Source organism: Proteus sp. G4380 (genome assembly GCF_963885725.1).
GTDB lineage: Bacteria > Pseudomonadota > Gammaproteobacteria > Enterobacterales > Enterobacteriaceae > Proteus > Proteus mirabilis.
On sequence record NZ_CAWPAV010000086.1, the window covers coordinates 35,026 to 57,225 of the forward strand.

22 protein-coding genes are annotated in these 22,200 nt (G+C 46.8%); 21 read left to right on the forward strand and 1 reads right to left on the reverse strand.

What is annotated here, in order from left to right:
* Nucleotides 1–5: 5 nt before the first annotated feature.
* The 5 genes from AACU98_RS07095 (at nt 6) to AACU98_RS07115 (ending at nt 7,096) form a co-directional block, all read left to right on the forward strand.
* Entirely contained in the window at nt 6–1,133 is a 1,128-nt protein-coding gene (locus tag AACU98_RS07095; RefSeq protein WP_226894331.1) for a TrbC family F-type conjugative pilus assembly protein, read from the forward strand.
* On the forward strand, nt 1,117–2,145 hold the full coding sequence (locus tag AACU98_RS07100) for a TraU family protein (RefSeq protein ID WP_024008827.1): 1,029 nt from the start codon (nt 1,117–1,119) through the stop codon (nt 2,143–2,145). The genes AACU98_RS07095 and AACU98_RS07100 overlap by 17 nt, the downstream gene beginning before the upstream one ends.
* 2 nt (nt 2,146–2,147) lie before the next feature.
* Nucleotides 2,148–5,840 (forward strand): conjugal transfer protein TraN, encoded by a 3,693-nt coding sequence (traN, locus tag AACU98_RS07105; RefSeq protein ID WP_034167062.1) that lies wholly within the window; start codon nt 2,148–2,150, stop codon nt 5,838–5,840.
* Nucleotides 5,841–6,070: 230 nt separating this feature from the next.
* On the forward strand, nt 6,071–6,403 hold the full coding sequence (locus AACU98_RS07110; protein ID WP_001132435.1) for a hypothetical protein: 333 nt from the start codon (nt 6,071–6,073) through the stop codon (nt 6,401–6,403).
* A gap of 30 nt (nt 6,404–6,433) precedes the next feature.
* Entirely contained in the window at nt 6,434–7,096 is a 663-nt protein-coding gene (locus AACU98_RS07115) for a hypothetical protein (RefSeq protein WP_000342215.1), read from the forward strand.
* 90 nt (nt 7,097–7,186) lie between these two features.
* On the opposite strand, the gene AACU98_RS07120 is transcribed toward AACU98_RS07115, so the two are convergent.
* Nucleotides 7,187–7,789 (reverse strand): hypothetical protein, encoded by a 603-nt coding sequence (locus AACU98_RS07120; RefSeq protein ID WP_022614423.1) that lies wholly within the window; start codon nt 7,787–7,789, stop codon nt 7,187–7,189.
* A 367-nt stretch (nt 7,790–8,156) separates the two neighbouring features.
* Here AACU98_RS07120 and AACU98_RS07125 point away from each other — a divergent pair, with 367 nt between their 5' ends.
* The 16 genes from AACU98_RS07125 to AACU98_RS07200 all read left to right on the forward strand — a co-directional run.
* A complete protein-coding gene (locus tag AACU98_RS07125; RefSeq protein WP_060554883.1) occupies nt 8,157–8,483 on the forward strand; it encodes a hypothetical protein in 327 nt (108 codons plus the stop codon).
* A gap of 15 nt (nt 8,484–8,498) precedes the next feature.
* On the forward strand, nt 8,499–8,918 hold the full coding sequence (locus tag AACU98_RS07130) for a single-stranded DNA-binding protein (protein WP_060554882.1): 420 nt from the start codon (nt 8,499–8,501) through the stop codon (nt 8,916–8,918).
* 79 nt (nt 8,919–8,997) lie between these two features.
* On the forward strand, nt 8,998–9,816 hold the full coding sequence (gene bet, locus AACU98_RS07135; RefSeq protein WP_060554881.1) for a phage recombination protein Bet: 819 nt from the start codon (nt 8,998–9,000) through the stop codon (nt 9,814–9,816).
* A gap of 83 nt (nt 9,817–9,899) precedes the next feature.
* A complete protein-coding gene (locus AACU98_RS07140; RefSeq protein ID WP_000167275.1) occupies nt 9,900–10,043 on the forward strand; it encodes a hypothetical protein in 144 nt (47 codons plus the stop codon).
* Between the two features lie 60 nt (nt 10,044–10,103).
* Nucleotides 10,104–11,120, forward strand: a complete 1,017-nt coding sequence (locus AACU98_RS07145; protein WP_060554880.1) for a YqaJ viral recombinase family nuclease — start codon at nt 10,104–10,106, stop codon at nt 11,118–11,120.
* 209 nt (nt 11,121–11,329) lie between these two features.
* Nucleotides 11,330–12,289 (forward strand): AAA family ATPase, encoded by a 960-nt coding sequence (locus tag AACU98_RS07150; RefSeq protein WP_004249382.1) that lies wholly within the window; start codon nt 11,330–11,332, stop codon nt 12,287–12,289.
* A complete protein-coding gene (locus AACU98_RS07155; RefSeq protein WP_004249383.1) occupies nt 12,289–13,056 on the forward strand; it encodes a hypothetical protein in 768 nt (255 codons plus the stop codon). The genes AACU98_RS07150 and AACU98_RS07155 overlap by 1 nt, the downstream gene beginning before the upstream one ends.
* Before the next feature lie 98 nt (nt 13,057–13,154).
* Nucleotides 13,155–14,108, forward strand: coding sequence for a DUF3150 domain-containing protein (locus AACU98_RS07160; protein ID WP_060554879.1), 954 nt, complete (start codon nt 13,155–13,157; stop codon nt 14,106–14,108).
* Between the two features lie 61 nt (nt 14,109–14,169).
* Nucleotides 14,170–14,610: a hypothetical protein gene (locus tag AACU98_RS07165; protein ID WP_049195482.1), complete on the forward strand. Its 441-nt coding sequence runs from the start codon at nt 14,170–14,172 to the stop codon at nt 14,608–14,610.
* 69 nt (nt 14,611–14,679) lie between these two features.
* Entirely contained in the window at nt 14,680–16,335 is a 1,656-nt protein-coding gene (locus AACU98_RS07170) for a VWA domain-containing protein (RefSeq protein WP_049195483.1), read from the forward strand.
* A gap of 85 nt (nt 16,336–16,420) precedes the next feature.
* A complete protein-coding gene (radC, locus tag AACU98_RS07175) occupies nt 16,421–16,918 on the forward strand; it encodes a RadC family protein (RefSeq protein ID WP_060554878.1) in 498 nt (165 codons plus the stop codon).
* Nucleotides 16,918–17,259, forward strand: a complete 342-nt coding sequence (locus AACU98_RS07180; RefSeq protein ID WP_049195487.1) for a hypothetical protein — start codon at nt 16,918–16,920, stop codon at nt 17,257–17,259. Before radC ends, AACU98_RS07180 begins: the two co-directional genes overlap by 1 nt.
* A 91-nt stretch (nt 17,260–17,350) precedes the next feature.
* Complete coding sequence (locus tag AACU98_RS07185; RefSeq protein ID WP_049195488.1) at nt 17,351–18,424, forward strand: DUF7146 domain-containing protein; 1,074 nt, start codon at nt 17,351–17,353, stop codon at nt 18,422–18,424.
* Between the two features lie 89 nt (nt 18,425–18,513).
* Complete coding sequence (locus AACU98_RS07190; protein WP_024008817.1) at nt 18,514–19,266, forward strand: hypothetical protein; 753 nt, start codon at nt 18,514–18,516, stop codon at nt 19,264–19,266.
* 19 nt (nt 19,267–19,285) lie between these two features.
* Nucleotides 19,286–20,929, forward strand: coding sequence for an McrB family protein (locus AACU98_RS07195; RefSeq protein ID WP_161735663.1), 1,644 nt, complete (start codon nt 19,286–19,288; stop codon nt 20,927–20,929).
* Nucleotides 20,930–20,932: 3 nt separating this feature from the next.
* The coding region (locus AACU98_RS07200) for a 5-methylcytosine restriction system specificity protein McrC (protein WP_161735743.1) at nt 20,933–22,200 on the forward strand (1,268 nt) is incomplete at its 3' end.

A 22,200-nucleotide genomic window follows, 5' to 3' on the forward strand; every position in this document is an offset into this window, starting at 1 on the left:
GGTGGATGATGAGAAGACTATGCCTCTTATTTTTGTTGGTTGCTCCATTGGCTTGGGTTCAAGTGTCCTGGGCACAAGAGCCTTATCCGTTGTCTGACGAGGACAAAAAGATCGTTGAAATGAGCCGCAGCATTTTACAAAGTGCTGTGGATGGTTCATCTGAATTTATCGAGCCTTTTTCACCGATTGAACAACCTGCGTCGCTCAAACACAACGATGAATGGTTGATTTTTGCGTCGTCTTCACTGGGGGATGCCTCACTGAAGCAGCTATTTAAAGAGGCCAGTGCAACCGGCGCTATTGTGTTGTTTCGGGGAATTCCTGAAGGAAAGACCTTGGGGGCGGCTATCCGTGATTGGCATACGCTGATGGTGGGACTTGATCCTGTTCCTCAGGTTCGAATCGATCCGAAAGCCTTTGTGCACTGGCGGGTGACTAGCGTGCCTGCCATTTTCCGCATAGAAGATGACAAGGTGACTGCAAGTGCACTAGGGGTTTACAGCAAGGACTGGTTGCAGCGTCAAATTGAAACAGGCAATACCGGTTCATTGGGTCAACGCGGTCCTATTCATTCCATTTTAGAACCGGATTTAATGCAAGTGGCGATGCAGCGTTTACAGTCGCTTGACCTGGGCGCGTTAAAGAAAAAAGCCATTGAGCGTTTCTGGTCTCGCCAAACTTTCACTGACTTACCCAAAGCCACGCAGTATCGGATAAGAACGGTTGATCCAACCATCGTCATGCAGCGGCCACTATTGGATGCCAATGGCCGAACATTGATCCCAGCAGGAACGCGTATTAACCCGCTCAAAGCCTTGCCGTTTACTCAGCAGCTTGTGGTGTTTAATGCGTCGAACGCTGAAGAAGTGGACGCAGTTGCGCATTGGCTTGAGACGCAAGATAGGACACTGCGCCGCATTACGCTTATCACCACGCAGCTCGACCGTACTCAAGGTTGGAATCGCCTCAATGCGCTCGAAAAGACATTGGATAGTCCGGTTTACCTTCTCAATGCCTCGCTAAAGCAGCGCTTTGATTTGCAAGTCACCCCATCGTTTGTTCAAGCAAAGGGGCTCGCGTTTGAAATAGAAGAAATTCCAGCAAAGGAGCTTGTTCATGAAAAAGCTCAATAATACGTATCGTCTGTTGCGGACTCTCGTTGTCATGTTTGTCCTGGGCGCATCTATTTCTGCTAAAGCCGAACTGACCTGCCCAGACGCGGGTTTATTGTCCGGTAAGTTGCTGACGGATGTTTGCTGGTCATGCATTTTTCCTATCCGGGTTGCAGGTCTTCCACTTGGCTCTGGCAGTGTCCCAAGCGGCGCATCAAACAAGTCGTTTTGCTTATGTGAAGACAACTTAGGTGTGCCAAGGCCAGGTATTGTTACCAGCATGTGGGAGCCAGCGCGTCTGATTGAACTGGTCAGAACGCCGGGTTGTTCGCCTTCCCTTGGAGGGATTCGCTTACCGTTAGGTGATAGGCGATTGCAAGGTGGTCATGGTGAAGGTGAATACGATACCGGTGATCTTGCTTTCTACCATTACCATTATTACGCCTTTCCGCTTTTGGTCATGCTCGATTTGTTCATGGATGGCAATTGCAATGCCGATGGTTACATGGATTTTGACTTGATGTATTTGTCGGAATTGGACCCAACATGGCTGAACGATGAACTGGCCTTTTTTACTCAGCCTGAAGCTGCTGCTGTTGCTAATCCATTGGCTATCTCTGCTTGTACCGCTGACGCTGCTTCATCAACGCTTGGTAAACCCATCGATCAGTTGTTTTGGTGTGCTGGCAGTTGGGGCCATCTCTATCCGTTATCTGGCCACACCTTAGCCTTTGGTTCATTAGCAGAAAACACCAGCCATTTAGCGGCGCGTGCAATCGCGGCTCAACACAGGCGTGGTCTTGCAAGGCGAACAATGGGGAACAGTGCGCTATGCCGACCTGTTATCGAACCCATGCTGCCGAAATCCCAATACAAGATGAGTATGTTCTTCCCTGTACCAGAAACTGAAAGTGCGCATGTCATCGGTGAAAGCACCATGAAATGGGGAGAGTGGCGAACGATCCCCGGTGCCGGTGAAGATGCGCTCTACATTTTGTGGCGCTGGCAAGACTGCTGTAACTCGGGAGGTTAACCATGAAACCAACACTTTTCACCCGAGTGTTAGCGGGTATTTTATCTATCACTATGGCGTGCTTGCCCCTACATGGTGTCGCCGCTGATGTGCAGCGCCAATCCGGCTTAAGCGGACAACAAGAAGGTAAGCAATTGCTGCAAAACTGGACGATGCCCGCACTCAATGGCAATACATTGTCGGTGCCGAATGGCAGTGGTAATGAGACGATTAACTTGCAAGAGCTTTTCCCTGGTATGGATCAGGGCTCATTGGATATCTTAATGGGCGTTTATGGCTCTGATGCCAGTATGAATCAATTGGGGACGCAGCGCCAAGAGAGCATGGCATCCGAAAGTGGCGCTACGGGTGAAGCATTTCGCTCGCTACAGCAAATCAAAGACAGGTCTCGGCCAGATATGGTCAATGATCCGCTTTGGGCATTAACTGACGCGGTTCAAACTGACCCCAATCTATTAACTCAAAGCTTCCCCGGCTGTGAGTCTCAAGGTGAAGGCAGCCCAAATTACCAGCAATGTGACAGGCTCAATACAGCTGTTAACAGCTGCACTATTACTCACGATTACACGGCAGGCATTATTGAGCATGTTTCAGGGTCGATGAACCTTCGCTCTTGTGGTGAGGGGTGTCTTGAAGTTTGGATAGGACGAATTGGCGACAACTACTGGAGTGGCAGTTGTAAAGTATTTGAACAGGCCATCACACTCAAAGTCGTGAATCCCGATGCGATTACCTCAGCCGTTCTTGAGTACGCAAAATGGGATGACTACATGCAAGTGTGGCTTGGCGATCAGAAAGTCTGGTCTGGGCCGAACAATAACTTTCCACCAGAAACGGCAGGTCGCTGCGAGCTCAGTACCAGTTGGGAGCGCAATCCTAATACTGACCTCACCGCCAAGTTAAAAGCGGTAGAGCCAGGTTTAGAAGTGCCAGTCAAAATTCGCGTATCGGTCACTGGTAGTGGTGAGGGGTATGCACGCATAAAGGTGCGCTTTGATCCAACCAAGGTGGTGATGAATGATAGTTGGTCACCGCAATCCTGTATTGAACAAGCAGCGGATATCCCGACGAAGTTTTCAGACTACAGCATTCAATGCACGGATCAGCCGTCTTCAACCAACGGATGTACGGTGGTCAATGGTGTTTCAGTTTGTGAATCCTACTTTGCCCCAAGCCCTGTGGCTGGCATATCGCCTTTGTGTCGGCGTGTACAAGTGAGTGTGGATGACGAAAGCTATAAGGGGATTGAAAATCAGGCCTGCCAAGTGCTTGAAGCGAACCCTTCCTGTGGCTTCATGTCGTCAGAATGTGCCGAGACCAATGATAAAGGTGAATGCATTCGTTTTACCGATACCTATGACTGTGGATTGCAAACCAGCGATCCAAAGTGCGTGGTATCCAATCTTATGCCGAGTAGTTTTGAGGCCTGTGAGCCTACTCAGACGATTACGCCATTTACTGAAACCAAGCATGTACCGGATTACCAGGTGTGCGAAAAGATCAGCACGCTTACTCAGTGTCAGTTAGAGCGACGTGTATCCGCTGAAACCCATCAACAAAGCTGGTCCATTGAGCGCGGTTGCTTTAGCTCTGAAACGCTCAGCTTTGTTCCACAGCACAGCAACACCATGCAAACTGGAAACGCGACGCTGAGTATTTTTGATAATCAAAATACTGAGATAAAAATCACCGAGTCGCCATCCAAGGCAAATGGTTGGAAAACGACACTCTCATTGACGGGCAATAAGGAGACGGTGACTGAGACGAAACCGTCTATTAAATACCCTGAAATGACCTGTCCAAAAGGAACCTTGGTTGGTTCATTGTGTAAAGTTGTTAATGGGTCGATTATTTCGTGGCATGAACCCCAAGAGATCACTCGTTCCAGATGTGAGTCCGGCTGGAACAAAGTCGATTTCGATACTTGCAGCCGAGAAGTTCAGAAGTGTTTGGCTCCTGCGAAACTGAGCGCTTCCTTGACCTTCTCCGGTAAGTACTTAGAACAGGACGTTGTTCATCAATCAAGTGATCCCGGCATAGACCAATGCTTGATGCAAACGGATCAGTTCACTACGGTGCAGTGGCAGTGTTTGGATACGGGCACAAAACGAATTGAAGGGTTAACGGTTGGTAGTGGCGAGTTGGCCAATCTTGGGAGCCTTTATCCAGCGGTTGTTTCGTCTCCTGCTCATTTAACCAGTCGCGGCAGCTCTGATGGACTGGGACTCTCATGCTGGAGGGCAAGAGCAACCTACAATGCTTCGACTGCTCATCCAGAGTTCAATATGGGCAGCTCAGATAGCTGGGTAGATGCCAATGGTAATACGCAAACCATCGTCAATAACGGACAAAACACGACCACCAATACGTGTGCCGCGCTAGAGCAAAACCCAGCCTGCCAGTATATCAGAACCGAATGCACTGAAGGCGGGGCTGGTCATGAAGGCTTCTGTTATATCCAAAGTTTGGTGTATGACTGCGGACAAAGCGTTGAAGTGCAAAACGCTCGAATGGAAACTCAATACAACTGTGAGGGGCCAGTTCGCTGCATGGGCACAGATTGTTTAGAGCCAGAGTCAATCAAGCAGGCTAACTTTGCAGAGGCCGCTGCGATGCTCAATGCTGCGCAGTTTATGACCAATGATATGTCATGTACGGGAGCTGATGGCCAAGATAACGTTGAGTGTACGGTTTTTAAAGGTAATGCTGGCCAGTGCAAAAAAGCCGTTGGCGGCATAGTGGATTGCTGTGAAAAGCCAAGTGGCGTGTCGTTATCGGACTACATCACGATGATAGTGGCGGTCAACAAGCTTGATACGGCAGTCATGGCCATGAATCCGTCTTCGGCAATCTATGGTTCCTGGAATACGCTCAGGGAACCAATCACCAGTACCTGGAGTGCGGTCAAAGAGCCCTTTGTGTCTGCATGGGACTCTCTCATGGGGGCTGGGCCATCAACGGCTGCTGGCGCGGGAGCAGAGCAAGCAGCGACAGGCTTCATGCAGGTGTTGACCAACAAAACGGCTGAATGGGTAGGTACGACCTTTGGTTCGGGGGCACAATCGGCTCTGTTTAGTAACGTTGGTGGTGCGGTTGGAGCCGATGGTGTCGTTTCGGGTGGTAACTTTGCGCTGGGTGGCGCTGCGGGCGCGGTTCTGAGTACGGTTATGACGGCCTACATGATTTATTCAGTCACCATGATCCTCATTCAGCTTATCTGGAAATGTGAGCAGAGTGAGTTTGAAATGAACGCCAAGCGGGTATTGAAGAGTTGCCATTACGTGGGCTCTTACTGCAAGTCTAAGTTCTTAGGTGCCTGTGTTGAGAAACGGCAATCATATTGCTGCTTTACTTCGCCGCTTTCACGGATCATTCAAGAACAAGTACGTCCGCAACTTGGTCTTGGCTGGGGCAGTGCCAAGTCACCAAACTGTGAAGGTTTGACCGCGAGTCAGTTAAATCAGGTAGATTGGAGCCAAGTCAATTTGGATGAATGGATAGGTATCTTGTCGATCACGGGCAACCTACCCGAAGTACCGTCACTGGATCTGGAACGACTCACAGGCTCAGGAAGTAAGCTAAACGTGGATGGAAATCGTCAGAGTGCCGCAGAAAGAGCTATTGAACGGCTAAACGGAATGGATGCTCAGAAACTGCGTCATGAGGCAACGGAAGAAATTTCGGGGAATAATTGAGCGTATCCATCTAAAACAGCTTTGCCAATAATGTTCCATCATGGTTACTTTAATGAGCTTATTGCGCCTTAAGGTAACCAATTTGGCACTTTGGGCCTCTTATACTTTCTGTTCAGCGTGTGCGCAATTTGCTCTTATTTTTTACCATTTTCAGACTTAGGAGGCTGCTGCAAAAAGGAAAAGCTGATAGTCTGGCACATATAAAATTTATGATAAAAGGAAAATTAATAATGCCTAATTTCGATCAAAACTTTGAAGCTACTCGTTTGTCTATGCTTTCAAAACAACACCCTGACATTGTGAAGGTGTCGGGTGAGGTGGTGTTTCGTGCGGAAGATGACGAAGACCGCCTAAGCGGAACATCTTGGACTCTTGAAGATGACATTTTTGATCAGGTCACCGAATCAGGCTTCAAATTACACTTGCTTGAACTTCTGGATAATTTCATAGAATACCGAGGTCAATGTAACGAGCTGCCGAAAAAGGAAGGGATTGTGCGTTTTGGTGGTGGCACTTTAAATATTGAATGGCTACCTAATGGAACTACCCATCTATCCAAATGATGTTTTATAAGAACCAGCCTGAGTTTTCCTATGGATGATAAATATGTTTCAGAAATAGACTGTCTTGATAAGTTAATGGTTGCATGGTCAGAGGCATTCCCGAAGGATTGGTATTTCAACTACGATGGAGTGATTTCAACTGAGGACTGGGATAGTTGTGGTAAAAAAGTTTTGTTTGTTTTAAAGGAAACAAATGAAGCAAAGCAAAATATTGTCAACGCTATTAATAGGGCTATTGAGGTGAAGGCAAGTGGATGGTGGCGAGGAAAGGTTCTTCGTCGGGTGGGGCGTTGGGCTTACGGACTTCAAAAATATGATGGGGCTGTGCCGTCACTGAGAGATGCTAAATTAAATGAAAAAAATGCAGTTAAGAATATTGCATACATAAATATAAGGAAAACATCTGGAAGTGCGCGAACCGACCAAAAATCATTTGACGCCCATGCCAAAGAATTTGCCCCTTTTGTTCGAAGGCAAATTGAGTTGATTAACCCTGATATTGTTGTGCTTTGCGGCACATATAATCAAGTTAAACGTTACGTATTCCCTGAGCTTAAAAAAGTTAGCGAACGAGTGCATGTTAATGACGGGGTTGTCTTCATCAATGCCTTCCATCCTGCCGCAAGAAAAAAGTCGGCCATGCTTTATCATCAAGTACTCGATAACTACCACGCTTACAAAAATCATATATAACCAATGCTTGAATAGTTATATGCAGCGCAAGCCTTGCGTCGTATCTTGAAAAAGCCCCTTCAAGAGGGGCTGTGTGATGGGAGCCGTTCGCTAGTTGGCGGGAGTATCTGTTTCCTCTTCAGTGATATCGTCATCGGTTGAAGGCACCGCTTGCTCAACTTCTGCTTCTTTACCCTTAGCTTGGGCTGATTTTCGTGCACGAATTTCGATATCAATAATGCGTCGTGCAAGTTTGATAATGCGCTGTTGCCATGCGTAGTTGCCATCAACACGTTGCTTGTTACTAAGCACGCTAGATAACCAGAGTGTGTCCATTGAGATCATCAACGAATCGAGTTTGCGCACTAAGCCGACAAACTGGCCAACCTGAGGCGAGCTGATTTTAGCGTTGAAGGTAATCGGGTCGGTGTAGTCAGGTACTTCATCGATGCCGTTGGACTCCATCAATTTGTCCAAACGAGATTGTTCGTTGTCTACCGCCTTAGCGCAATCCTCGATCAACTGGCTAATGATCTGTTCCACTTCATCAATTTCGTTCTCATCGCCAATGATGCGCAGGATGACATCGATTCCGTAAAGCGCACTGACCGTCCGTCTAAAAACACGGTCAACGACACGTTGCGCCTGTAAGCTATTAATTGTGAATGATTGTTCAAAGATGGGTTTTGAGTAATTGGGTTTTGCTTGGGCCATAAGTTTGCTCCTGATATGACAATAATCAGTCCCTAGACTAATCCTCTGTGAGGTAATGGCCTTTCAGCTAGGTGGAAGAATTGAGCATCTTTCTGACTATCCTGTCTGGATAAGACGGTTACACTGACTATCAAATATTGCTGATCTGTTTCAGTGATATCTGCGCCTGAGAGCATGAGCTCAAAGGAAGCCCGCCGCTGAGTATTCTCAGTGGTACTAAGAGGTAGCTAGCCTCCTTAAACAAATAGCCTGCATGTTCTTACATGCTCAACCATGCGTTCCTTACGGTTCGCCTTTTCACCACCCAACTGGGGGAGTTTTCCCCAGTTGGGGGTGACTCCTTCAAAACCAAATTATGGAGTCACCAATGGAATATATCTTCGGATTTATTATCCAAATCGCGGGCATTATGTTGCTAGCAAAACTGAGCTGGTCGCTTTTGCGATTGCTTGCTCGTCAAAGCGTGCGTCCGTTTCGATTTGTACTTACTCAAATCAAGCGATTGCTCACACCAACACCAAAACGTCGTCCAATGGCAGTGCCTAAAGCTCCTGGTATGCCCCGTTTGACATCTGCGTTTTACAAAGAGCCACATCAGTACGACATGGCTTTACTCGAAATACCAACCTATCTGCGTCGTCAGTCTTCTTTGCCCAGCCGGGTAGAAACGACTGTGTGCACAGAGTTCAACTAAGACGAGGAGAACATCATGAAAAACCAAGTAACACTCATAGGCTACGTTGGCTCTGAGCCAGAGACGCGAGCCTATCCATCAGGTGATTTGGTGACCAGCATTTCACTGGCCACTTCTGAGAAATGGCGCGACCGTCAATCCAATGAGCTCAAAGAGCATACGGAATGGCATCGGGTTGTTTTTCGAGATCGTGGTGGATTTAAGTTAGGGCTAAGAGCAAAAGATTTGATCCAAAAAGGAGCGAAGCTTTTTGTTCAAGGGCCTCAGCGCACGCGCTCATGGGAGAAAGATGGGATTAAGTATCGATTGACCGAAGTGGACGCGGACGAGTTTCTGCTTCTTGATAGTGTGAACAAAGCATCCGAGCCATCACCGGCAGATGATGCGGGCTCCCAAGGTAATTGGGCACAAACATATCCTGAACCAGATTTTTAACCGAGCGAAAACGCTTTAACCCAGCCGGGAGTACTTTCCCGTCAGGGTCAGACTCCCACTTTGATTGTCGGAGTCCACAATGGAAAAACCAAAGCTAATCCAACGCTTTGCTGAGCGCTTTAGTGTCGATCCAAACAAACTGTTCGATACCCTAAAAGCAACAGCATTCAAGCAACGTGACGGTAGTGCACCGACCAATGAGCAGATGATGGCGCTCTTGGTGGTTACAGATCAGTACGGCTTGAACCCTTTCACCAAAGAGATTTTTGCGTTCCCTGATAAACAAGCTGGAATTATTCCAGTGGTAGGTGTCGATGGATGGTCTCGCATCATCAATCAACACGACCAGTTTGATGGCATGGAGTTTAAGACTTCAGAAAACAAAGTCTCCCTGGATGGTGCGAAAGAATGCCCGGAATGGATGGAATGCATCATCTACCGGCGCGACCGTTCGCACCCAGTCAAAATCACTGAGTATCTGGATGAAGTCTATCGACCGCCTTTTGAAGGTAACGGCAAAAATGGCCCTTACCGTGTAGATGGTCCATGGCAGACGCACACTAAGCGAATGCTAAGACATAAATCCATGATCCAGTGTTCCCGCATTGCGTTTGGCTTTGTGGGAATTTTCGATCAAGACGAAGCGGAGCGAATTATCGAAGGCCAAGCAACACACGTTGTTGAGCCATCAGTGATTCCACCCGAGCAAGTTGATGATCGAACCCGAGGGCTTGTTTACAAGCTTATCGAGCGGGCGGAAGCTTCAAACGCTTGGAATAGTGCATTGGAATATGCCAATGAACATTTTCAAGGTGTTGAACTGACGTTTGCGAAACAAGAAATATTTAATGCACAGCAACAAGCAGCCAAAGCGCTCACACAGCCTTTAGGTTCTTAGCGCCACGCATTCATTTTACGAACCCTGGCGGGATTATTCTCCCGTCAGGGGGAAGGTCTCGTCTTTTTTTTTGGAGATCTTCCATGACTAAATCAGCCTCACTTTTTCGCTTGGTATTGGTTGTTGCCCTTGTCGTAGGTTCGATTCAAGCCGGTAAAGCGGCAATTGATTCGGTTCAAGCAAGTGTTGTTCAGCACCAAACAGCGTTAGCACAAGCTGCAAAGTAACCACTTAACCCTGAAGGGGAGTTCTCTCCTTCGGGGGAGTCTCCCCTCAAAGGAGGCAATATGAAGGTTATCGACCTATCACAGCGTACTCCTGCATGGCACCAGTGGCGCATTGCAGGGGTTACGGCATCTGAAGCCCCAATTATTATGGGGCGTTCACCCTACAAAACACCTTGGCGATTATGGGCAGAAAAAACCGGATTCGTATTACCGGAAGACCTGTCGAATAATCCTAATGTGCTTCGCGGTATTCGGTTGGAGCCTCAAGCAAGGCGAGCATTTGAGAATGCGCATAATGACTTTCTTCTGCCGTTATGTGCAGAAGCCGATCATAACGCAATCTTTCGAGCCAGCTTTGATGGCATCAACGATGCGGGCGAACCCGTTGAACTGAAATGTCCTTGCCAGTCAGTTTTTGAGAATGTGCAAGCTCACCGAGAACAAAGCGAGGCGTACCAGTTGTATTGGGTGCAAGTACAGCATCAAATACTGGTCGCCAATAGCACGCGTGGTTGGTTGGTATTCTATTTTGAGGATCAACTGATTGAGTTTGAAATACAACGAGACGCTGCGTTCTTAACTGAATTGCAAGAAACGGCGCTTCAGTTTTGGGAGTTAGTTCAAACTAAAAAAGAACCGTCAAAATGCCCTGAGCAAGATTGTTTTGTTCCCAAGGGTGAAGCCCAATACCGCTGGACATCGCTGTCTCGGCAGTATTGCTCAGCACATGCCGAAGTGGTTCGACTGGAAAATCACATTAAATCTTTGAAAGAGGAAATGCGAGAAGCTCAGTCGAAATTGGTCGCTATGATGGGTAACTACGCTCATGCCGACTATGCTGGGGTCAAACTCAGCCGCTACATGATGGCAGGTACGGTGGACTATAAGCAATTGGCCACCGATAAATTAGGCGAGCTGGATGAACAGGTTTTAGCCGCTTACCGAAAAGCGCCACAAGAGCGGTTGCGCATTAGCACCAATAAGCCAGAGCAGCCCGTTGAAACACCAATCAAAATCAGTCTTGAGCAAGAAAACTTGGTTCTGCCAGGTGACTCGCCGAGCTCATTTTACTTTTAACGTTCACTTGGAGCCGATTTCGGCTCCTTTCTCATGCGCTTATATCGAGTGCATCAGAAAGCAGTTTCACTCGTAGCCAATGCTGGGTACGAATGATAGAGCGAGCTGAACTCTTACATACACAGCCATACCACAATCAACACTCCACCCGACGGGGACTTCAGTCCCTGTTGGGGCATGGGGCCTCGTCAAAACAGATGAGGTTTACCATGACTGAACAATCCCCATTTTTGGTTCAAGTGAATCAAGCGTTTAATGTTCCGGCTCCTGATGCTTTCGTTCTGGAAGGATTTGGTGCCGACACTACCCATCCAAACATTCCCGTTCGCAAGGACGAGTATGTTTTTAGAAAAGAAGACTTACGTGACGTATTGGCGTTCTTGTCTAACCCCGACGGTGACGGTTTGTATATTACAGGCCCCACGGGATGCGGTAAGACCTCGCTAATTTGCCAAGTTGCTTCTCGATTGAATTGGCCTGTTCAGCAAATTACTGCACATGGTCGATTGGAGTTGTCCGATCTTATCGGTCACCACACGCTGGTTAATGGCAACATGACCTTTGTGTATGGACCGTTAGCACTGGCTGTAAAGCATGGCCATTTGCTGATCATTAATGAAATGGATCTTGCTGAGCCTGCTGAACTGGCTGGACTCAATGACATTTTGGAAGGTGCCCCGTTGGTCATCGCACAAAATGGCGGAGAGATCATCATGCCACATACCAAGTTTCGTTTTATCGCAACCGGCAACAGTGCGGGCAGCGGTGACCAAACGGGCTTGTATCAAGGTGTGCTCCAACAGAATTTGGCTTTTCTTGATCGCTTTAGAATCATCGAAGCGACCTATGCAGAGCCTTCTGTAGAGGAAGCCATTCTGGAGAACGTTGCGCCTGGCTTGCCAGAAGTCTTTCGCCAAAAAATGGTGAAAGTGGCTGGTGACATCCGTCGTCTTTTTATTGGGGGTACGGATGGCGGTGCAGAGCTTAGTATCACCATGTCCACTCGGACTTTGGTGCGCTGGGCAAAGTTAACACTTGCTTTTAAAGGCGCTCCTAACGCAGTGGAGTATGCACTGGTTCGGTCTTTGACGGCTCGTGCTGAGTTGGAGCAACGTGAAGCCATTCACCGTATTGCCGCTGATGTCTTCGGTGACCACTGGGAGGATTGATGATGGAAAAGTGCTTTGCTCTTTACCGTTACAGTCATTCTGATGGGACAGCCAAAGAATGGGCCATTTACGTTGGATCAGACACCCAGGAGATTGAAGTTCGGTTTGGAAAAGCTGGTCAATTGTCGCAGCAGCGATTGATTGATTCGACTGATCCTAACGCTGAAGCAGACCGACGAATTAATGAGAAAATCAACAAGGGTTATCGATTGGTTGGACAAGTCGGCATTGATCATCAAGGGCGGCCATTTGAACTCTCAAATGCGCTAGATAGCGTCGCGTGCGCCAATAACGTCAGTTGGGAGTTTCGTACTCGCAAGGACGTCAATGGCCAAATCTCGCTGGCGCAAAAAGCGTTGTTCGATATGGCAAAGCTGCTTGAAGCCTATGGCTTGGCTGTTATTGATGATAACCAGGTCAGGATTGGAGAATGGTCATTAGGGTTTTGCAAAAGCAGATTACCTAGTACCAATCAAATCAGCATGGTGTCAGGTGAAGGCGCTGGCATTGTTAACACGGATGATGGCCCATGGCCATTGTTGCTGTTACTGGCCTTTAAGCGTCAATTACCACCTCTGTGTTCGCTCACAGTAGCGAGTCCTGAAGGGATAGAAGTATCCGACCAACTGAAGTTGGAAAAAGATGTATTGAGGCTATTAGGTAGTGATTTAGAGCGGGTTCGCCCGATTGCTGAAGCACTGGACTTAATGCCTGTGAAAATCGATCTCAACCAATCGTCGCCTGATTCGCAAAATTACTATTTCTGATAGTGGTATTGCCATTAGCGCGTCAACTACTACCACCCAAACGGGGGCCATTGCTCCTGTTGGGAGTGGTGCGTCCCCATCTCGCATGAGGATGCACTATGAGTATTCAAACCCTCGACAAACTTTTGATTTGTCACATCGACTGTTCCATCTGGAGCGGTAGAAAAAAACTAAGGCCTGAAGATTTCAGACTAGCCAATGGCAGCCAACTTCCACCGAAGGATGTTGCCAGCTTAGGGAGTAAAAAAATTTGCGCCCCTGAGGCATTGGCGAACTTTGAAAGGCTTAAGAAAGAAGCGCAGCGCTTGTGTGAGCAAGTCGGTGTGCGGTTTTTAGGTGGCTATGCCGTCCCTGAGGACCGAATTGATCAGATTGTTCCAGAGCTTGACCGGATCGGTCAGGAGTTTGCGCAGTGCAAGCAGTTGTTCTTGGACAACTATGATCAGGTGACGTTTGACTGGGTTGCAAAACACCCGGAATTTGCAGATGCAATCCGGCGTGCGCTGTCACCCATTGAAGATGTGGAACAACGGCTTCAGTTCGATTATGCCATCTATCGAATGCAACCGGCTGAACAAGCTGGTGGCTTAGATGACAAGGTCAATGGCATGGGACACACCCTCTTTAGGGAGGTGGCTCGTGATGCCAATGAACTGTTTGAGCGTTCCGTTGCAGGTAAGAATCAAATCAGCCAGCGAGCCCTTAATCCTCTGAAGCGGTTAAGAGACAAGTTGGATGGTTTGTCATTCCTGGATCATCGAGTCCAGCCGATGGTCGAAGCGATGGACAATTTATTTGTTCGTCTGCCGAAGACCGGCCCTGTGACAGACAATCTCTATCACGAACTGATGGCGACCATTTTAATTTTGTCTGATCCAGACAAGATGAGAATGCACGGTGAAGGTCAATTGGATATCAGACAACTGATGCCCAAACCTGAACCTAAACCCGCACAGCCAGTATCTGCTCAGCCAGATAACTTATGTGCAATACCACAACCAACCGTCAGACCAAACCTTGGTTCGACTGTACCAAACTCATTTTATTTTTAACGTCCTTGAGGGCATGTCGCCCTAAAGGGCGCATGTCCTCTGAACTATGTAAGAGGAAATTATGCAATCAACCATCCATAACCCCAGCCAACTGAAGCAGTTTGAAGCACATTTTCGTGGTGTGACTGATGCGGTTGAAAGTGAATCGATACCAGAAGTGGCGTGTTGTCGAACGTTAGTACAACGGTCGTACTCAACACATAGTGTCGTGATCCCCAAGAACCCTGTTTTGATCGCAGATGCGGACGCACAAGGAGCTTGGGTAACGGCCATGGTATTTGTTCCAAACATAGCATTGCAGCAAACCGCTTATGAGCGGGCCTGGCTGCAATATCAACACGAGGTGTCTACTCAGTTACAAGACCAGTACGGTCTGACATTGGATGACATCCTGAGTTTAGACCAGCTTAAAACGTCATTTGAGCAGCACGAGAGTCCAGCTCAATTGGTGGCTTGGTTAGGTCAAAAATACGACCTGGATAAGCTAGAAGCACAGGTTTAAACAATCACATTCCCAGCGGGGAAACGCTCCCGCTGAGGGAGTATTCCCCCTAATGATTAGGAGACTCCCATGAATCATCCATTAAAAAATGCACTGCCAATTGTTGCCGCCGCTTATGGCGAAAAGTTTGGTGTGAAGGTGCTTATTCAAGGACAAGATGCGTTTACAGATGGTGAGCGGATTGTGATCCCAACAGCAAACCCAGACGACCCACACTATCAACAGATAGCTTGGGGTTATCTGGCTCATGAAGCGGCGCATATTCGGCATACCAATTTTGACATGGTGCAGAAGGCGTCGTCCAAGCCGATCCGTAAGGCACTTCTCAATATTATTGAGGATGTTCGCATTGAAAACGAATTGGCAAAGGATTACCCCGGAACCCGGCGCAGTATTTCGCAAGTGATTGAGTACATGGTGGACACTCAGCAAATGAGTGTACCTGAACAGCTTGAGCCTGCATCTAACTTGCAAGCCTGGTTGTTGTTCCGCTTGAGATGCCATTTTCTGGGCCAGAAAGCGCTGACGCCTTTGTATCAAGCAGTTGATGAAAGAGTAAGACAACTCTTTCCTACCGCAGCGATGAGCCGGTTAAGCGCCATGCTGACAGCAGTGCCTAGCCTGGTGTCTACAGGTGAAGTGCTAAAACTTGTCGATGCCATCGTTGCCATGTTGGAAGAAGAATCTCGTCCCCCTCAGGATGAGTCGGATGCTGATAGCGGTAATGACATTAGACAAGATGCGAGTAATGACAGCAATAGCAGTAGTGACAGTCAAACCCCGGAAACAGGTTCGTCTGCAACAGGGGATGCTGCTGAAACGGGTGATTCTGATAACTCTGATCAAGCTGACAATTTGCGACAAGCCTTAGAGGCCAGTGCCGCTCAGTTTGAACCCGATACCTTTGCACAAGTGGCAGAAGTGTTGTCGGAACAAGCTGAAGGACATCAGGGCGTCACTCCACTCAGTTTGCCCCAAGCAGAGCAGGCTATGTTGGGTGATGAGGCCATCTTGAGCTTATCGGCGTCTGAGTCCGCTCAAATTCGAGCCCGACTTAGGGGCATGGTTCAGTCCAGTCAGGACAATCGGAATCATGCCAAACAGCACGGTCTTCGAGTTGCAACACATCGTCTTGCCGCTTCACAAGCAGGTGAGTCGAGATTGTTTATTCAAAGGCAGCCCCGCATTGCGCCTAATGCTGCTGTGCACTTGCTTGTCGATATATCGGGCTCAATGGGTAAGCCCATTGGCGAAGGTAATCGCAAGTACTTTCATGTTGCCAATGAAGCCGCTTTGGCTTTGGCCATGGCACTGGAAGGCATACCGGGTGTTGTACCTGCGGTCAGTTATTTTCCTGGTATTCATCAGGAAGTTTCTATCGCGTTATTGCCCAAGCAATCGGTTCGACATCGGGCCGCCTGTTTTGACCAAAAACCACGAGGTTGTACGCCTATGGCACAAGCGATGTGGTTTGCGGCAAACAGTTTGTTAGCGCAAAAACAGAAGCGAAAGCTAATGATAGTGCTAACGGATGGTGACCCAGATGATTGGGCTGCCACGCATGACATTGTTGACCGATGCAGACGAAGTGGCTTTGAGCTGCTGGGAATAGGGATTCAAACACGCAGTGTTGAGAAATTCTTTCCTCAAAGCATCGTGATTAACGACGTCAAAGATCTGAAGCGTGAGTTATTCGAAGTAACACAACAACTGTTAATTCAGTAACCACATCAAATTTACCACCCTGCGGGGACGATTCCGTCCCCTTCAGGGCATGGGTTCGTCTCCGCTTTTTTTTGGGGAGACTCCTATGAAAAACAAAAAGTTCTTAGCTGGCGAAGAAGCCGGTACTTATATCGTTCCTGAGCAAGTGACTGAAGAGGATATCTTAGATATGGCGCTCAAGCTTGCCCGTGGTCGATTGAGTAAAGGTCGAAAAATTGAACAGCCATCGTCGGCGTTCTCATACCTGCAAACACTGATGCACGAGTATGAGCACGAAGTCTTTGGCGTGCTGTTTCTTGATACAAAGCATCGTGTCATTCGATTTGAAGAGCTGTTCAAAGGCACTTTAGATGCGGCGAGCGTGTATCCAAGGGAAGTAACAAAACGAGCGCTAGAACTTAATGCGGCAGCAGTGATACTGGTTCATAACCATCCATCGGGTGATCCTGAACCCAGTGAAGCTGATAAACGCATCACTCATCGACTCCGTGACGCCTTGTCACTTGTTGATATTCGAACGCTTGACCATGTCGTGGTCGCATACGAGGGCTGCGTTTCGCTTGCCGAACGCGGTTATCTTTAATGAATGGGCGCATTGCCCATTCACCTTCATCACAAAAGCAGTCCCATCAACACACGTTATCACAGCTCGAATTTATATTTGAGTTTGATGATGCCCCAGTCACTTGGTCTGACACGGAAATCTGGCAGTTACGCGAAGGCATTCTTTTGGATGCGATCCGTGTATTGCTGGACGGTCGTGTCAGTACTCGGTTGCGCAAGGATGTGTTGTCGTGGATTCAAAATGACGAATTAACGCCATTTTGCTTTCGTGTTTGCGCAATGGCTGCGGTTGTCGATCCTGATGTGCTTCGTGAGTCCATCATGTGGCTATTAAGACGACATGGTATCCAGCTTGACTAACGTTCCTGCATTAACCAAACGGCTCAATGCAGGACCCAAGCTGACTTTTACCACCAGTGGTAGGAGTCGGCTTTTTACTTAAGGAGGTTATATGGCGTTACCTTTACAAATTGAAACAGTAAGGCCATATCTTAATGGCCAATGGCTTCAAGTATTAGCGGCATTGGTGCCAGAACTTGATGCCGCCATTGCTCGAAAAGGCCGTCATGTGGCGTGTCCTGTTCATGGCGGTCGTGATGGCTTTAGGCTATTCAAAGATGCTGAATATACCGGAGGTGGCGTTTGTAACTCCTGCGGTATCTTTCATGATGGCTTTGAACTGTTGTCTTGGATTAATGGATGGAACTTTGCTCAGTCTATTGAAGCAATCGGCCAAGTTCTAGGTATTCAACCCGGACAAATACAAGTGCCTACTCGGCCAATACCGAGTAACGCTGTTGATTGGAAGGCTAGAAAGCAGGACGAGGACAAAGCGATTATCCATCGCTTGAATCAAACCTGGGGAGAAACGTTTTCTCTTGCAGATACTCGTGCGCAACCAGTTTGGAACTACTTGCATCGTCGTGGCATTGTGACGCGGCTTCGTCCTGAATGGGATTCGGTGCTGAGGTTTCATCCAAACTTGCCTTACCATGATGAAGATGGCCTGTTTATCGATAGCTACCCAGCGCTGCTAGGTAAAATCGTTACTCAGCAAGGGCGTTCGGCCACGTTTCATCGGATCTACCTAAGTGAAGATGGATTCAAAGCGCCGGTTGAAAAGCCTAAAAAGATGATGCCGATACCAAGTGACAGAACAATCACTGGTGGTGCCATTCCTATAGGTGAGCCTGGTGAAGTACTAGGTGTTTCTGAAGGTATAGAAACGGCTTTAGCGGTTACCAGAGCAACGGGGCAAACATGTTGGTCGGTTGTGAATGCAACGCTACTGGCTAGGTTTGAACCACCAAGTAATGTGAAAATGCTGTACATCTGGGCAGATCACGATCTCTCTGAGACCGGCCTGAATGCAGCGAATGAACTCAAGAAAAAAGCCTGGAAAAAAGGCATTCTGACACAAGTCTTGATCCCTCCTATACCAACGTCACTCGGCGTGAAAAGTTGGGATTGGAATGATGTGCTGAATGTTTACGGTGCCATGGGCTTTCCTAAAGTTCATATCTGATCCAAGGGGCTTCGGCCCCTTTTTTTGCGCCTTGCATATTTGAAAAAACATGGAGAATGAAAAATAGATAACCAATAGGAGAAACAAACATGATGGTATTAACCCTGTTAACAAAGCAGATTGATGGTGAGTTTAAGGTTTACTGGAAGACCGGACTTCGAAGAGGTGGTGAGCTAAAGGTCGATTTAGGTGAGCAATACGACAAGCTACCTGAGCAGCAAAAGCCAATTGCAGCTGAGCTTTATGCTATTCATCACCTACTGTCAGTGAAAGAGATGATGGGGAGTAACCGAAGCGGTAATGGGCTTCAAATCCGAGTCAGTAAAGGAGCTATCAAAAAGTTACAGAAACAACGCTCAACTCAGCATTCACTTTACAGCCTGACTAGGTTTTTGCTCACTCGATACCAGGAAGCACAGATCTCGGTAGAGAAGCGGGACGATTGGCTCTCACATTCCTTCGAAGAATACAGCGTCGATAATGCTACAGTGAGAGAAATCGATGAGGTCATCAACGTTCCGAATATTGGGCCTGTCGTGGTGACTCGTCACGCGCTAGAACGATTTGTGGAACGGCTTTCAGACGGCGTACCTAAGCATCCTTGGAAGGCTTTGACTTCAAGGTTATTTAGCTCATCATTGACAAAAGCAATTTTGCCTGAAAAGGTAGCTCTTCATAAGAACCAAAAATATAGTAACAAAGCTGATATTTGGCGGCACAGTAACAGTGATTTGCATTTTGTGGTCGTTCCGTCAGGAGCGATGAAGACTTTGGTTACTGTTTACAGGCTAAATGAGTCTCTCACAAAAGCGCAAAATGAATTCAAGATGTGTGTCCGATAATCCAGTAACAAGGGAATAAATGAAAAGTAGACTGAAAAACCTATATAAATATCTTATTGAGAACAGGAAACATGAAGTCAATGGATGGCACAAAGCCTATCGTGACTTTTACAGTCAGGTCGCTCAAATTCGTGAGCGAATCACATCTGGAGAAGGCTTGTCTCAAAATGATGAAGCTTTTCTGAAGCAGTTAATCTATGAGAAGAGCAACGGTATCGCTTCTCGCGGACAGTCTGTGTTGAGCAATGACAATTTCCAGTCATTCATTAAAAACAAGAATTTCATATCCGCATTAGAAAAATTTATATTGATTCCAAACAGTGAAAACTTCACGATTTTTTCTGATTCGTGGTCTAACCAAGGTAAATCCAACAACCCTGTTCTCGTTAATCGAGTGGCAGCAGCTTGTACGCTCGAAGTCTCCACAACGGTTGATTCCGGTAAATTTAATCAGGTTTTTAGTTGGCTTATACGCGAAGGAATAATTCCAGCATACCCAGCAGAAGAAAATCAAAGTTGGTTTGCTAAAAACATTTTTCTATTAAAGAGCATCAAAAGCGAGTTTGATAATGAGCTTCGGGAAGGTAAAACTGATGAGTTTTATCTTAGTCAGTTTGTTTGGGTGCTTTACGAGAATTTGTCAAACCCATTCAGTTTAAAGAAGCAGATTGTTAAATACGGTGCGCCGGGGACAGGGAAAACTTATCAAGCTCGCCTGCAAACTTCGCTCTTGTTTGACATCTGGAAAGAGGAATTTGCTCCCTACAGCCGTCTCACACATGCAAGTCAGATTGAGTTGGTTCAATTTCATCCTTCTTTCAGTTATGAAGACTTTATGGAAGGGCTACGTCCTGTTTTGGACAGTGATGGGAACTCTCAATTAACGTTGCAAAATGGTGTTTTTAAAGAGTTTTGCCGAAGCGCTGGTAAGTGGGAAATCGATGTGTATGGGCTTGGACTTACTCAGAAGTGGGAGTCTCTTACTATCAAGGAACTTCTCCCGTTTAGAGAAAAGTTATCAGGCGAGCATTGGCAGGATATTTTCGAAATATCAGATATATCCAAGCTTGTATCGGAAGCAGTACCACCATTTTTCTTTATAATTGATGAGGTAAACCGAGCTGAGTTGTCTCGCGTTTTTGGTGAGTTAATGTACTGTCTGGAATACCGAGGCACTAGAGGTTGCGTTAAAACCCAATATGCCAATCTGAACAATGAACATACTGGTATGCTTAAGGACGCTAAAGGGTATTTGTTCTTCATTCCAACAAACATCTATCTTATTGGAACGATGAACACGATAGACAGAAGTGTCGAAAGTTTTGACTTCGCTTTACGTCGAAGATTCCGTTGGGAAGAAGTGGTGCCTGATATGGCGCTATTGAAATACCATTTGAACCAATTTTGCAAAGCTTGGCTGCCCCTGGTGGATAACCTTGAACGCTTGAATGAATTGATAGCTAAAGAGCCTTTGCTTGGTAATGATTACCAAATTGGTCATGCCTATTTGATGGATTTGAAGTATGCAACCAGCCTTACAGTTTCGGAGGTACGAGAGCGTGTATGGGATGATTGTATTCGTCCGTTATTACAGGAGTATCTTCGTGGAACAGGTAAGGAGACTGAACTGATTAGCTCCTTCGGAAAGGCATTTGGGGTTTAAACTGTGTGGCTTTTCGATATCATTAAGAACGGCACACTGGTCGATAACCAGTCCTATTTTGTCAGCGAAGGCATTTTGACAAATAGACGTTTAGGAAAGTCGATAACCCTTAGTGCCAAATCAAAAGGACAATGGACCTATCCTCATAACGACGAGTCTGCAATTTGGCACTTTTTGAATTCGGTATCTCGTGATGTCGAAAAAACGCTGAATGATAATATTTCCGATGCTTTAATACTCTTCAATGATGAAGATTACGAACACAATACAGATGGCGGTTTCATCGGTGTCTCTGGTACGGATGCAAGAAATTTTAATCTCGACACGGGCAATCTAATCGGATTTGTTAAGCGAGGAGATTACTCTCTGAAGATCAGCTCACGTTTTGGTGATGCTTTCCTTCAATACATCATTGCAGATGCCGATGGATTTCTCGAATTAGAAAACATTGGAGGAGAAAGTCACGCAGACGGTTACGAGTGGCTTTTAGCATATCTATGGAACATTAAGTTTAAGAGAGCATACCGCCTGGGCTTGCCAAAGACTTATATTACAAGAAATGATCGTATTTCCCGCGTAAGGGGAACTATAAATGCTACAGATTATTTCCAGAATAAGTCATCTGGAAAATATTTATGCTCGTACCGAGAGCACAGCTACGACAGCCCTGCAACTTCACTTTTTATAAAAGCTTATGAAGCAGTCGCACATTACTCATTTTGTCACCAAACACGAAATATCTATAGTGCATTTCTGACTGCCAATCAGGGGATTAAAAGGTCACAGCAAGAAATTTTGAGGACTTCTCATTTCACCAACCCTTTCTACAATGATTATAACGTGCTCATTGACTTATCTAAGCAAGTCATTGACCGGAAGGGCTCTGATTTTGATTCGCAGCAGGATTCGAGTGCTTTCTTTTTCGATATTTCGATGTTGTTTGAATATTTCATTCGTAAGCTCATTAAGCGAGATGGGCTACGCCTGCTAGGTAAGTTCGAGCAACGTCAGCAAATAGCATCTGGTGCTCTCAGTGGTTATATGAGAAAACTTGAACCTGATCTTGTTATAGAAATCGATGAGAGTTTATTCGTATTTGATGTGAAGTATAAAGCATTTGATTCACAATTTGGGGTGAAGCGTGAAGATCTTTTTCAGCTACATACTTACATAGGGCAGTATGGAAATGTTGCCGCAATCAAGGGATGTGGATTTATTTACCCTATATCAGAAGAACGATGGGCTTCACTTAACCTTGAAAAAACACAGGG

What these genes read in the sequence shown, in the direction of transcription:
- AACU98_RS07095 (WP_226894331.1), top strand. Translation starts at nt 6, where the DNA reads ATGATGAGAAGACTATGCCTCTTATTTTTGTTGGTTGCTCCATTGGCT.
- AACU98_RS07100 (WP_024008827.1), top strand. Translation starts at nt 1,117, where the DNA reads ATGAAAAAGCTCAATAATACGTATCGTCTGTTGCGGACTCTCGTTGTC.
- traN (WP_034167062.1), top strand. Translation starts at nt 2,148, where the DNA reads ATGAAACCAACACTTTTCACCCGAGTGTTAGCGGGTATTTTATCTATC.
- AACU98_RS07110 (WP_001132435.1), top strand. Translation starts at nt 6,071, where the DNA reads ATGCCTAATTTCGATCAAAACTTTGAAGCTACTCGTTTGTCTATGCTT.
- AACU98_RS07115 (WP_000342215.1), top strand. Translation starts at nt 6,434, where the DNA reads ATGGATGATAAATATGTTTCAGAAATAGACTGTCTTGATAAGTTAATG.
- AACU98_RS07120 (WP_022614423.1), bottom strand. Translation starts at nt 7,789, where the DNA reads ATGGCCCAAGCAAAACCCAATTACTCAAAACCCATCTTTGAACAATCA.
- AACU98_RS07125 (WP_060554883.1), top strand. Translation starts at nt 8,157, where the DNA reads ATGGAATATATCTTCGGATTTATTATCCAAATCGCGGGCATTATGTTG.
- AACU98_RS07130 (WP_060554882.1), top strand. Translation starts at nt 8,499, where the DNA reads ATGAAAAACCAAGTAACACTCATAGGCTACGTTGGCTCTGAGCCAGAG.
- bet (WP_060554881.1), top strand. Translation starts at nt 8,998, where the DNA reads ATGGAAAAACCAAAGCTAATCCAACGCTTTGCTGAGCGCTTTAGTGTC.
- AACU98_RS07140 (WP_000167275.1), top strand. Translation starts at nt 9,900, where the DNA reads ATGACTAAATCAGCCTCACTTTTTCGCTTGGTATTGGTTGTTGCCCTT.
- AACU98_RS07145 (WP_060554880.1), top strand. Translation starts at nt 10,104, where the DNA reads ATGAAGGTTATCGACCTATCACAGCGTACTCCTGCATGGCACCAGTGG.
- AACU98_RS07150 (WP_004249382.1), top strand. Translation starts at nt 11,330, where the DNA reads ATGACTGAACAATCCCCATTTTTGGTTCAAGTGAATCAAGCGTTTAAT.
- AACU98_RS07155 (WP_004249383.1), top strand. Translation starts at nt 12,289, where the DNA reads ATGATGGAAAAGTGCTTTGCTCTTTACCGTTACAGTCATTCTGATGGG.
- AACU98_RS07160 (WP_060554879.1), top strand. Translation starts at nt 13,155, where the DNA reads ATGAGTATTCAAACCCTCGACAAACTTTTGATTTGTCACATCGACTGT.
- AACU98_RS07165 (WP_049195482.1), top strand. Translation starts at nt 14,170, where the DNA reads ATGCAATCAACCATCCATAACCCCAGCCAACTGAAGCAGTTTGAAGCA.
- AACU98_RS07170 (WP_049195483.1), top strand. Translation starts at nt 14,680, where the DNA reads ATGAATCATCCATTAAAAAATGCACTGCCAATTGTTGCCGCCGCTTAT.
- radC (WP_060554878.1), top strand. Translation starts at nt 16,421, where the DNA reads ATGAAAAACAAAAAGTTCTTAGCTGGCGAAGAAGCCGGTACTTATATC.
- AACU98_RS07180 (WP_049195487.1), top strand. Translation starts at nt 16,918, where the DNA reads ATGAATGGGCGCATTGCCCATTCACCTTCATCACAAAAGCAGTCCCAT.
- AACU98_RS07185 (WP_049195488.1), top strand. Translation starts at nt 17,351, where the DNA reads ATGGCGTTACCTTTACAAATTGAAACAGTAAGGCCATATCTTAATGGC.
- AACU98_RS07190 (WP_024008817.1), top strand. Translation starts at nt 18,514, where the DNA reads ATGATGGTATTAACCCTGTTAACAAAGCAGATTGATGGTGAGTTTAAG.
- AACU98_RS07195 (WP_161735663.1), top strand. Translation starts at nt 19,286, where the DNA reads ATGAAAAGTAGACTGAAAAACCTATATAAATATCTTATTGAGAACAGG.